We start from the raw sequence: 11,272 nt of genomic DNA, 5'->3' as shown, positions 1-11,272 counted from the left end.
CGGCATACATTTGTAAAAATTAAACGCATGAAAAATTTAACCCTTATCGCAGCAGCAGTTTTTACTACATTAACATTAAACTCCTGCAGACAGTCAGATGAAGTCCTATCACCAACAGAAATAGCAACATTAAAGAAAATACAAGATCCTAACAGTGCATTAAATGCCAATACAGAGTTAGCTACACCAGCACCATTGGAAGCAGACGGCGAATTATTACCACCGCCAAGAAAATAAAACCACCTAAACTATAATATTTTTTTTCATCATTTGTGTTTGGTTCTTCCGTGATTCGTCGCGGAAGAACCTTTTTTATGCAGTAAATAAAATTCAGCATTTCCAGTATAGTTTATTCAACTTTCATTATTTTCGTATCTTTGAAAAATAACCACTTTTATATGGACAGCACCTACATAGAAACGCAACAGATTTCTTTTCAGGACTTCAGGACTTCAGTAATTCAGGATTATAAACTCGGCAGGATTTCCCGCGAAATGTCTTATTTAGGTAGGCGAGAGGTGCTTACCGGCAAAGCCAAGTTCGGCATCTTTGGCGATGGCAAGGAACTTCCGCAGCTCGCAATGGCAAAAGTTTTCAGAAATGGCGATTTCCGTTCCGGATATTACCGCGACCAAACTTTTGCGATGGCCATAGACGCTGTAACTATAGAAAGTTTCTTCGCACAATTATACGCAGATACCAGTATTGAACGCGAACCAGCTTCAGCAGGCCGACAAATGAACGGCCACTATGCTACCAGAAGTTTAAATGAAGACGGTTCTTGGAAAAACCTGATGGAGCAAAAAAACATTTCTTCAGATATTTCGCCCACCGCGGGCCAAATGCCCAGATTGCTAGGATTGGCAATGGCATCTAAAGTATATAAAACTGTACACTTCGAAGGATCCGAGAAATTCTCAAACGGCGGTAATGAAATCGCTTTCGGAACCATTGGTGATGCTTCTACTGCTGAAGGTCATTTCTGGGAATCTCTTAATGCTGCGTGTGCATTACAGGTTCCCATGATAGTGTCGATTTGGGATGATGGCTACGGAATCTCGGTTCCTACACAGAACCAGCGTGCTAAGGCAGACATTGCAGAAATGCTCTCAGGTTTCCAACGAAAAGAAGGCGAAAACCAGGGTTGCGAAATTATTCAGGTAAAGGCCTGGGACTATCCATCACTGCTAGATGCGTATGCGCGCGCAGAGCATTTTGCCCGAACAGAAAGTGTACCCGTGGTAGTTCATGTGGTAGAAGTTACCCAACCTCAAGGACATTCAACTTCTGGTTCTCACGAAAGATACAAAAATGAAGACCGCCTGAAATGGGAAGGTGAGTTTGATGGGTTAAGAAAATTCCGTGAATGGATTCTGGACTATTCTATAGATATTGAAGGAAATGAAGAAGTGCTGGCAAGCGCGGAAGAACTTGACCGCATTGATGAAGAAGCAAAAAAATTGGTGAAAGAAGGACAGAAAAAAGCCTGGGAAAATTATCAGAAACCAATTTTAGATCTTAAAAACAGGGTATTACCACTGATAGAGGACCTGAAATCTCAGCATACAGGCGTTGCAGAAGAATTGGAAAAATTCACGAAACTTATTGCTGTCGCAAAAAAAGATATTTTCCATTTGGTGAGAAAATCATTGTTTATTTCACGTGGCAGCCATTCCGCGGAAAGAGCAGCACTTGAAAATCTATACAATGAAATTTTTGCTGTAGAGAAAGATAATTACTCCTCTCACCTGTACTCACAATCTCAGTGGAAAGCTACTAATATAAAAGAAGTAGCACCTGTTTTTGCAGAAAACTCAGAAATGGTGGATGGCAGAGTTGTAGTAAGGAATAATTTTGATAAAATTTTCGAAAAATATCCTGAAGCACTCGTCTTTGGTGAAGATGCAGGTAACATTGGCGACGTCAACCAAGGTCTGGAAGGTTTGCAGGAGAAATACGGCGAACTTCGCGTGGCAGATACCGGCATCCGTGAAGCTACCATTCTCGGTCAGGGCATTGGTTTAGCCATGCGTGGCCTCAGACCTATTGCGGAAATACAGTATCTTGATTATATCTTATATTGTATTCAAGGTATGAGCGATGATTTGGCCACAGTACAATACAGAACACGTGGCGGGCAAAAAGCACCCGTAATTATCCGTACACGTGGCCACAGACTTGAAGGGGTTTGGCATTCCGGCTCACCAATGGCAGGTATAATCAATCTTTCAAAAGGGATTTTAGTACTTGTACCGCGTAATTTAACTAAAGCTGCCGGCTTTTATAATACAATGCTGCAAAGCGATGAGCCTGCTGTGATTGTAGAATGTCTCAACGGTTATCGTCTTAAAGAAAAACAACCTGAAAATTTAGGTGAGTTTACCGTGCCTGTAGGTAAAATTGAAATTACAAAGGAAGGAAAAGATGTAACCTTAGTAACGTATGGCTCCACATGGAGACTCGTGATGGAAGCGGCCGAGGAACTCGAAAAAATTGGTATTTCCGCCGAAGTCATTGATGTTCAGTCACTCATTCCGTTTGATTTAACACATGAGATTGCACAAAGCGTTCAAAAAACCAACCGACTGGTTGTTATTGATGAGGATGTAGAAGGCGGTACATCAGCGTTTATCCTGCAACAAGTCATGGAAAAACAGAAAGCTTTCAGGTATTTGGATGCAGATCCGCTCACCATCAGTGCAGAAAATCACCGTCCGGCTTACGCCAGCGATGGAGATTATTTCAGTAAACCAAGTGTGGATGATATGGTTGAGAAAATTTATACCATGTTTCATGAAAACAATCCACAGAAGTTTCCGAAAATTTAATTGGATCGAAGAAAAGCAAAGCGACTCAGGGAGTCGCTTTTTTGTGATATTTACACAAGTATCAAAGCAGCATCATTTTTGTAGAAGCGTATGAAAAAACATTATGAAAAAACTATTCTTAACAGCAACACTTGCGTTCTTTTTGGTTTCATGTGATAACAAGCCAAAATCTGGTCAGGCCGATATTAAAGATGTAAGCAGTACACCTACAACCAGCGGCAAAACACAATCAAATGAGATTTTACAGGAAATGCAAGAGATGATGCAGGATATGCATACCAAGCAACCCACTGGGAATAACGATGCCGATTTTGCGGAAATGATGGCCGAAGATCATGAAGGCGCAATTGAAATCTCTGAAATACTGCTGAGAAAAGGCACCAACCAGGAACTTAAGGATTTCGCAAAAAAAGTGGTACAGAGCCAAACAAAAGAAAAAGACCTGATGGACCGCTTCGATGATCTTAAAGAAAAATCGCCGGACAACGCCGCTTTCCAGAAAGAATTACAGGCTTCGATGGCACCGATGATGAACGCAAAACCCCAAGTTCATAACAATTTAGATAAAGATTATGCGGCACAGATGATCCCGCACCACCAGAGTGCAGTTGACATGGCAAAAGTGTATCTGAAATACGGTAAGCAACCCGAATTACTCGCACTTTCAAAAGAAATCGTCGCTGCACAGCAGAAAGAAATCACCTTCCTGCAAAATTGGCTTTCCCGTAATTAAGACCAACCGTCAACGCGCCTTTGAAATCACTGTAACTATGTCAACAGTGGGAAATTTTACGTAAATTCGCATAAATTTAATATTCATGAACTACGATATTATTGTCATCGGCAGTGGTCCCGGTGGATATGTAACCGCCATCAGAGCCTCACAGTTAGGTTTTAAAACCGCTATCATCGAAAAAGAAAATTTAGGCGGTATTTGTCTCAATTGGGGTTGTATTCCTACCAAAGCATTGTTGAAATCAGCGCACGTTTTTAATTATCTGAAACATGCGGAAGATTATGGACTCAATCCTGTTGAAAACCCCGGTTTCGATTTCTCCAAAGTCATACAGCGCAGCCGCGGTGTTGCCACCAAAATGAGCGGTGGGATCTCTTTCCTGATGAAAAAGAACAAGATCGATGTGATCATGGGGACGGCCAAAGTTCAGAAAGGTAAAAAAGTAAGCGTTACCGATAAAGACGGTAAAGCGACAGAATATAGCGCGCAGCACATCATTATTGCAACCGGCGCAAGATCCCGCGAACTGCCAAACCTGCCGCAGGATGGTAAAAAAGTAATTGGTTACCGCCAAGCACTTAGCTTACCACAACAGCCAAAATCCATGATTGTCGTAGGTTCTGGCGCGATTGGGGTAGAATTTGCGGATTTTTATAATGCGATGGGAACTAAAGTGACAATCGTAGAATTTATGCCGAACATCGTTCCTGTAGAAGATGAGGAAATCTCAAAACACCTTGAAAAATCCCTGAAAAAATCAGGCATCGAAATCATGACCAATGCTTCTGTTGAAAGCGTAGATACAAAAGGCGATGGCGTGAAGGCAAATGTAAAAACAGCAAATGGTAATGTTACTTTAGAGGCTGATATCTTGCTTTCCGCAGTTGGTATAGCCGCAAATATTGAAGGCCAAGGCTTTGAGGAAGTAGGTATTAAAACCGACAAAGGCCGTGTATTGGTGAATGAGTGGTACGAAACTTCCGTTCCGGGTTATTATGCCATCGGAGACATCCTGCCGACCCAGGCACTTGCCCACGTAGCTTCTGCAGAGGGGATTACATGTGTGGAAAAAATTAAAGGTTTGCACGTAGAAAAGATAGATTATGGCAACATCCCAGGATGCACTTATTGCAGTCCCGAAATAGCTTCAGTAGGTCTTACTGAAAAACAAGCCAAGGAAAAAGGTTATGAAATTAAAGTAGGGAAATTCCCGTTATCAGCCAGTGGTAAAGCGACCGCAAATGGCAATACCGATGGATTTATCAAAGTGATTTTTGATGCGAAATATGGCGAATGGCTTGGCTGCCATATGATTGGTGAAGGTGTTACCGATATGATTGCAGAAGCTGTCGTTGCACGTAAACTTGAAACTACCGGTCATGAAATCATCAAGGCGATTCATCCGCACCCAACCGTTTCTGAGGCGATCATGGAAGCTGCGGCGGCTGCTTATGGTGAAGTAATCCACATCTAACCGTTCATTATTGAATATGATACAAACCACAGATTTTTCTGTGGTTTTTTTTATTGATAAAATTCATATCTTAACAAAAAATTAATTCATGAATTACAAGTATATCTTCCCGGTACTTTTATTTTCCGGATCCGTGCTTTTTGCGCAAGCCAAAAATGATGTCATTGTGCCCAATGAAAATCTTATCGCGGAAAACATCCCGGCGATCCCGAAAAGCCTGAGCGAAAAAATAAAAAAATATTCTGAAAGCCGCGGTGCCAACTTCACTGCCATTCATCCAAATGGCCAGGAACTGATTATGGTGACGCGTTTTGCATCAACCAACCAGCTTCACAGACTTTCACAACCGATGGGCGCTAGAAAGCAGCTTACTTTCTTCGACGAGCCGGTAAATGGTGCCGAATATGAACCTACAAAAGGCGAATATCTGATCTACACTAAAGATATCGGTGGTAATGAGTTCGGGCAACTTTTTAAACTCGATTTAAAAACCATGGAATCTACCATGCTTACCGATGGCGGCAGGTCGCAAAATGGTGGAATCACATGGAGAAAAGACGGTTCCGGATTTTATTTTTCATCTACGAAAAGAAATGGCGGCGACCGCGACATCTATTTCATGAATCCGCTGAAACCAGCCGAAACAAAGCTCGTACTTCAGGTAAAAGGCGGCGGCTGGGGCATTAATGATATTTCAGAAGACGGCAAGAAACTGATAATCGGAGAGTATGTTTCTGCTAACGAATCGCATCTTTATCTCTTCGATACCCAAACCCAAAAACTTGAAGCTATTACCAACAGGAACGATAGACAAATCGTTCAGGGAAGTGCCAAATTCAGTAAAAATACTGATGAAATCTGGTTTGTGACCGACCGTGATAATGAGTTTGACCGTTTGGCTACATTTAACCTCAAAACAAAGAAAATCAATTATTTTACCAGTGCCATCCCATGGGAGGTTTCTAACTATAACCTCTCTAAAGACGGTGCTAAAATTGTATTTGAAACCAATGAGAGCGGCCTGAACAAGCTGTATCTGATGGATACAGCGACTAAAAAATATGAAGAGATCAAAGGCTTGCCTATCGGTCTTGTAAATAATTTCGAATTCACTGCTGACGGAAAATCCTTGTTTTTCTCCCAATCCACTTATGATTCATCTGCGGATATTTACCGCCTCGACCTCGCAACCAACAGAATAGAACGATGGACAGAAAGTGAGCAGGGTGAAATGCAAAAATCAGACATGTCTGCGCCAAAACTCATTGAATGGAACAGTTTCGATAATATGAAAATCACTGGTTTTTATTATCCTGTATCTAAAAAATTCATGGGTAAAAGACCGGTGCTCATCAACATCCACGGTGGCCCGGAAGGACAGTCGATGGCATCCTCGTTAGGTTCTAGTAATTACTACACAAACGAAATGGGCGTAGCACTTATTTACCCTAATGTCCGCGGGTCTTCAGGTTTCGGTAAAACATATCTTGCGAGTGATAATGGCTTTAACCGTATGAACTCTGTAAAAGACATCGGTGCCTTGCTTGATTGGATTGCGAAACAACCTGAACTCGACAAGGACAGGATCATGATCATGGGCGGAAGTTATGGCGGCTTTATGACCTTGGCTACAGCGTATGAGTATGCCGATAAGATCCGCTGTTCTGTAGATATTGTAGGAATATCAGATTTCAATACCTTTTTGAAAAACACCGAAGAATACCGCCGTGACCTGAGAAGGGTAGAATACGGTGACGAACGCGATCCTAAAATGAGCGCCTTCTTCACGAAAATTGCGCCATTAAACAACACCGATAAAATTAAAAAACCCATGTTCATCATCCAGGGAACGAATGATCCGCGCGTGCCAGTAACCGAAGCTACACAGATGCGCGACAAACTGAAAGCCCAGGGCAACACCGTGTGGTATCTGGAGGCGAAAAACGAAGGCCATGGCTTCCGGAAGAAAGAGAATGTAGATTTCCAGCGTTTAGCAGTCATCCGCTTCATGGAAGAATACCTGCTGAAATAATTTCAATAAAATAATAAAAGCCATTTCCTGTGAAATGGCTTTTTTTAGTAGAATATCTAAGATTTTCTTAAATAAAAAAGTATTGTGAGTAGATCAAAACCCCAACAATTACCGAAATGAAGGCTAAAAGAACGACAGCGCCGGCAGCCACATCTTTAATGATACCTATAGATTTGCTGAAATCTGGATGTACGAAATCACATAGCTTTTCAATAGCTGTATTGAGCATTTCGGCACTTAAAACGGCAAAGCAAACCAACAGGATCATTGCTGAATGTGTAGCTGACAGCTTTAGAAATATTATCAGAAAAACATTCAGCAGCAAAGCCAAAACTTCAATCTGAAAGTTTCTTTCACTCCAGATCATTACACCTACACCACGCAGCGCATTTTGTACACTTCGGTAAAAAGACGGTTTTTTCATACAGTTATATAATTAAAAAGCCGCTCCCAAAAGAGCGGAAAGAAGTATTTATTGTTTCATATCGTACATGATGAGGGCGGTTACCAGTTTAGGCTCAATGTAAGTGCACTTCGGAGGCATCTTAATATTTTTATCAGAAACTTTTCGTAAATCATTGAAACTCACCGGATAAATGCCGAAACCAACTTTATGTGAGCCTGAATCTATTTTTTCTTTCATTTCAATAATTCCTTTCACACTGGAGTCTCCTTTGATGTAGGTGATTTTATCGGTAGTTTTAGGATCTTCTATACCCAGAATGTCTTTAAAAATAAACTCCTCCAGCAGAAAATGGTCGAGGTCATTCATTTCGCTCATCTTTTTCCTGAGGTCGTGTTTTACGTGTAAAGAGTAAAATTCGCCCCCTAAATACATGGAGATATGGAATTTCTGCGAAGGATAGTAAGGAGATTCACCTTTTTTATGAATCAAGAAGTTCTCTTCAATACGCGACAGAAATTCTTCTTCCGAAAGGCCACTAAGATCATCCAACAACCTGTTATAATCGTGTATTTTAATGGATTGGTTTGATACGATGAAACTGAACACGTAGTTATAATGTTCGGTCCCTGTATGTTTTTTGTTTTTTGCCTGTTGGTTTTTGGCATTCAATGCGGTAGAGCCAATCCTGTGATGTCCATCAGCGATGTAGAAGGAGTCAATCTGCTCCAAAACTTCCTTGAACTGTTGCATTTTCAGGCGGTTATCAATCTTCCAGACTTTGTGGCGTACTTTGCTGTCATCCACGTAATTCAGTATAGGTACATTTTTCTCTTCATGGTTCATCAGCAGTTCCACTTTTGGATTGGCCATGTAAGTTAGCAATACCGGTTCTGCCTGGATGTTAACTTTTTCCAGATAATATGCAAGTTTTTCTTTTTTGTGGGTAAGTGTAGATTCGTGTTTTTTGATTTTCCCATTCCAGAAATCATCCACGCTTACAAGACCTAGCAGTCCGCGGTACACAGATTTGTTAGGCAAAACCTGCTCATAGAGGTAATAGGAAGAGTTGTCCTGTACCAGTTTTTTGTCACCCAGCAATTCCTCGAAATTTGTACGGATCTTGCGCAGGTTGCGGTCTATATCTTTTGATTTGCTTACTACATACGGTTTAATCATTTGTATGTAAGAGGATTCCAGTTGGGCTTTTTTATTAATTTCTTCCTGTGAAAAATTATCCAGCGGGTGAGTAGGGAATACGTCAACATAATCTTCGCTGGGTCTTACTCCACGGAACGGCTTAAAGGTTGGCATATAATAACTAAAGTTTGTGTTTTAATTCAATGATTTGTGCTGCGAGTTCGGCACCTATTTTTTGCTGTGCATCGCGGGTGCTACCACCAAGATGGGGTGATAAGGAGAGGTTGGGATTCATCAGTAAAGGCAACTCCGGCGCAGGTTCGTTCTCGAAAACATCCAGTGCAGCTCCTGCGATTTTCCCGTTATCAATAAAATCGAGCAACGCGACTTCATTTAAAACTCCGCCTCTTGCCGCGTTTACGATGAAAACACCGTCTTTCATTTTCATGAATTGTGGGGTGTCGAGAATGTACTCTTCGGATTTTGGTGTATTGATGCTGATGAAGTCCGTGTCGGCCAGAAACTCGTCCCAGTCGTTGCCGGAAGTGATGTTGAAATCAACTTGCTGCCCATCGAAAAAACTGATGGAAACGGTTTCTGTGCGTGGCTTTCGGGTGAAGACTTTTACCTTCATTCCCAGCGAAATACCCATTTTAACCACTTCGCGACCGATCCCACCAAACCCGATGACACCAAGCGTTTTACCCTCCAGTTCTACAGCTGATGAGAATGCTTTTTTCATGGCTTTGAAATGGGTGTCGCCTTCAAGTGGCATCAGTCGGTTAGATTCATGAAGGAATCTTGCGAGGGAGAAAAAATGCGCGAATACCAGTTCTGCTACAGATCTTGACGATGCTTTGGGCGTGTTGATGACATAAATACCTTTGTCAATGGCATGTTCCACCGCGATATTATCCATACCAACGCCACCACGTCCAATGATTTTCAGGGTAGGGCAAGCGTCTATCAGTATTGCCGGTACTTTAGTGGCGCTGCGAACCAACAGTACATCCACCTGGTTCTCATTGATGAAACCCGCCAGATGTTCTTGGGATACAGTGGTGTCTATCAGCTCAATTCCTGCGTTTTGAAGGGCAATCCTGCCCGAGTCGGAAATTCCGTCGTTTGCTAAAACTTTCATAAAAATCAGTAATAATTATGCAAAGTTTTTCATGACGTCCACCAGCACCTGCACGCTTTCAATAGGCATCGCGTTATAAAGGCTGGCGCGGTAACCGCCTAGGCTGCGGTGACCGTTCAGGCCGCTAATTCCGGCCGCTTTCCAGGCTTCATCAAATGCGGATTTTCTCGACTCATCGGTAATTTTGAATGAAACGTTCATGAGTGAACGGTCTTCATTACGACAGAAAGTCTCGAAATAAGGATTACGGTCGATTTCATCGTACAGCAGTTGGGCTTTTGCGATATTGCGTTGCTCCGCAGCGGCAATTCCCCCGTTTTTTTCGAGCTGTTGCAAGGTGAGCAGCGATGCATATACGGGGAATACCGGTGGGGTGTTCAGCATAGACTCTTTTTCGATGTGCAACTGATAATTCAGATAAGACGGAATGGTGCGCCCTGTTTTTCCTAAGATACTTTTTTTAACGACAACAAGGGTGACACCTGCTGGCCCCATGTTCTTCTGGGCACCCGCGTAAATGAGGTCGAATTTTGAAAAATCTATTTTGCGGGAAAATATATCGGAACTCATATCGCAGGCCATAAGGGTATCCACTTCCGGAAACTCTTTCATCTGCGTACCGTAGATGGTATTGTTTGAAGTGCAATGAAAATAATCATACCCGCTGCCTACGATATAATCTGTGGGGATGTAAGCGTAGTTGTCTTTCTTTGAGGAACCAACTACATCGACATCCCCGAGATATTTGGCTTCTTTGATTGCACCGGCGGCCCAAGTACCCGTATCCAGATACGCGGCTTTTCCACCATCGGCTTTCAACAGGTTGAAGGGGACCATCAGGAACTGAAGGCTGGCGCCACCGCCCAAGTAAAGCACTTCATACTCATCGCCGAGCTTCATCAGCCTTTTTACGATGGCACGCGCTTCATCCATCACCGCAACAAAATCTTTGCTGCGATGGGAAATCTCGAGTAATGAAAGCTCGCTTCCGTTAAAATTTAAAACAGCTTCCGCTGATTTTTCATACACTTCCTGCGGCAAAATGCAGGGCCCTGCACTGAAATTATGAATTTTATTCATAGGTTAGGCATAAAATTGTTTATCGTTAATATGTGTTTTTGGGATATAAAAAACGCCCACAATGAGTGAGCGGAAGTATTATTCTCCGTGTAAGAAAGCTTTTTTGTTCAAGAGGCTTTCCTCAGACTCTACATGGTCTTCATCGGGCACACAACAGTCTACCGGGCAAACCGCTGCGCATTGTGGCTCTTCATGGAAGCCTATACATTCGGTACATTTATCGGTGACAATGAAATAGATGTCGTCGCTTACTGGTTCCTGTGGCTCATCAGCATCAATGGTAAGTCCGGACTTCATCACCACTCTTCCTTTCAGTGCTGTCCCTTCAGAGGCCTTCCAGTCCACCGCGCCTTCGTATATCGCATTGTTAGGACATTCTGGCTCACAGGCACCACAGTTTATACATTCATCAGTTATTTTGATAGCCATTGCTATGGT

At 42.4% G+C, this 11,272-nt stretch carries 10 protein-coding genes; 5 read left to right on the top strand and 5 right to left on the bottom strand.

Going from position 1 to position 11,272, the window contains the following annotated elements; translation table 11 throughout:
* Window positions 1-27: 27 nt before the first annotated feature.
* The 5 genes from CO230_RS06710 to CO230_RS06690 all read left to right on the top strand — a co-directional run bounded on the left by CO230_RS06710 (window position 28) and on the right by CO230_RS06690 (window position 7,070).
* Window positions 28-237 carry a hypothetical protein gene (locus tag CO230_RS06710; RefSeq protein WP_122027893.1) on the top strand — a complete coding sequence of 70 codons (210 nt, stop codon included), beginning with the start codon at window positions 28-30 and terminating at the stop codon, window positions 235-237.
* 161 nt (window positions 238-398) lie between these two features.
* Window positions 399-2,828: a thiamine pyrophosphate-dependent enzyme gene (locus tag CO230_RS06705; protein ID WP_122027892.1), complete on the top strand. Its 2,430-nt coding sequence runs from the start codon at window positions 399-401 to the stop codon at window positions 2,826-2,828.
* A 103-nt stretch (window positions 2,829-2,931) separates the two neighbouring features.
* Window positions 2,932-3,561, top strand: a complete 630-nt coding sequence (locus CO230_RS06700) for a DUF305 domain-containing protein (RefSeq protein ID WP_122027891.1) — start codon at window positions 2,932-2,934, stop codon at window positions 3,559-3,561.
* 85 nt (window positions 3,562-3,646) lie between these two features.
* Window positions 3,647-5,038 (top strand): dihydrolipoyl dehydrogenase, encoded by a 1,392-nt coding sequence (gene lpdA, locus CO230_RS06695; protein ID WP_122027890.1) that lies wholly within the window; start codon window positions 3,647-3,649, stop codon window positions 5,036-5,038.
* An 88-nt stretch (window positions 5,039-5,126) separates the two neighbouring features.
* Window positions 5,127-7,070, top strand: coding sequence for a prolyl oligopeptidase family serine peptidase (locus CO230_RS06690; protein ID WP_122027889.1), 1,944 nt, complete (start codon window positions 5,127-5,129; stop codon window positions 7,068-7,070).
* A gap of 67 nt (window positions 7,071-7,137) precedes the next feature.
* Here the strand turns inward: CO230_RS06690 and CO230_RS06685 are convergent, their stop codons facing one another.
* The 5 genes from CO230_RS06685 to CO230_RS06665 form a co-directional block, all read right to left on the bottom strand.
* Complete coding sequence (locus tag CO230_RS06685) at window positions 7,138-7,494, bottom strand: diacylglycerol kinase family protein (RefSeq protein WP_122027888.1); 357 nt, start codon at window positions 7,492-7,494, stop codon at window positions 7,138-7,140.
* A 48-nt stretch (window positions 7,495-7,542) separates the two neighbouring features.
* Window positions 7,543-8,787 (bottom strand): DUF1015 domain-containing protein, encoded by a 1,245-nt coding sequence (locus CO230_RS06680; protein WP_122027887.1) that lies wholly within the window; start codon window positions 8,785-8,787, stop codon window positions 7,543-7,545.
* 7 nt (window positions 8,788-8,794) lie between these two features.
* Entirely contained in the window at window positions 8,795-9,754 is a 960-nt protein-coding gene (locus tag CO230_RS06675) for a D-2-hydroxyacid dehydrogenase (protein WP_122027886.1), read from the bottom strand.
* Window positions 9,755-9,769: 15 nt separating this feature from the next.
* Window positions 9,770-10,834 (bottom strand): 3-phosphoserine/phosphohydroxythreonine transaminase, encoded by a 1,065-nt coding sequence (gene serC, locus CO230_RS06670; protein WP_122027885.1) that lies wholly within the window; start codon window positions 10,832-10,834, stop codon window positions 9,770-9,772.
* Between the two features lie 78 nt (window positions 10,835-10,912).
* The gene (locus CO230_RS06665) at window positions 10,913-11,263 is read right to left on the bottom strand and encodes a 4Fe-4S binding protein (protein WP_122027884.1); all 351 of its coding nucleotides are present in this window, start codon (window positions 11,261-11,263) and stop codon (window positions 10,913-10,915) included.
* Window positions 11,264-11,272: the final 9 nt, after the last annotated feature.

This window comes from Chryseobacterium sp. 6424, from assembly GCF_003692615.1.
Lineage (GTDB): Bacteria > Bacteroidota > Bacteroidia > Flavobacteriales > Weeksellaceae > Kaistella.
This window is presented reverse-complemented; position numbering and strand designations above follow the sequence as displayed.

Excerpts from the sequence above, each read along its gene's own strand:
- CO230_RS06710 (WP_122027893.1), top strand. The coding sequence starts at position 28 with ATGAAAAATTTAACCCTTATCGCAGCAGCAGTTTTTACTACATTAACA.
- CO230_RS06705 (WP_122027892.1), top strand. The coding sequence starts at position 399 with ATGGACAGCACCTACATAGAAACGCAACAGATTTCTTTTCAGGACTTC.
- CO230_RS06700 (WP_122027891.1), top strand. The coding sequence starts at position 2,932 with ATGAAAAAACTATTCTTAACAGCAACACTTGCGTTCTTTTTGGTTTCA.
- lpdA (WP_122027890.1), top strand. The coding sequence starts at position 3,647 with ATGAACTACGATATTATTGTCATCGGCAGTGGTCCCGGTGGATATGTA.
- CO230_RS06690 (WP_122027889.1), top strand. The coding sequence starts at position 5,127 with ATGAATTACAAGTATATCTTCCCGGTACTTTTATTTTCCGGATCCGTG.
- CO230_RS06685 (WP_122027888.1), bottom strand. The coding sequence starts at position 7,494 with ATGAAAAAACCGTCTTTTTACCGAAGTGTACAAAATGCGCTGCGTGGT.
- CO230_RS06680 (WP_122027887.1), bottom strand. The coding sequence starts at position 8,787 with ATGCCAACCTTTAAGCCGTTCCGTGGAGTAAGACCCAGCGAAGATTAT.
- CO230_RS06675 (WP_122027886.1), bottom strand. The coding sequence starts at position 9,754 with ATGAAAGTTTTAGCAAACGACGGAATTTCCGACTCGGGCAGGATTGCC.
- serC (WP_122027885.1), bottom strand. The coding sequence starts at position 10,834 with ATGAATAAAATTCATAATTTCAGTGCAGGGCCCTGCATTTTGCCGCAG.
- CO230_RS06665 (WP_122027884.1), bottom strand. The coding sequence starts at position 11,263 with ATGGCTATCAAAATAACTGATGAATGTATAAACTGTGGTGCCTGTGAG.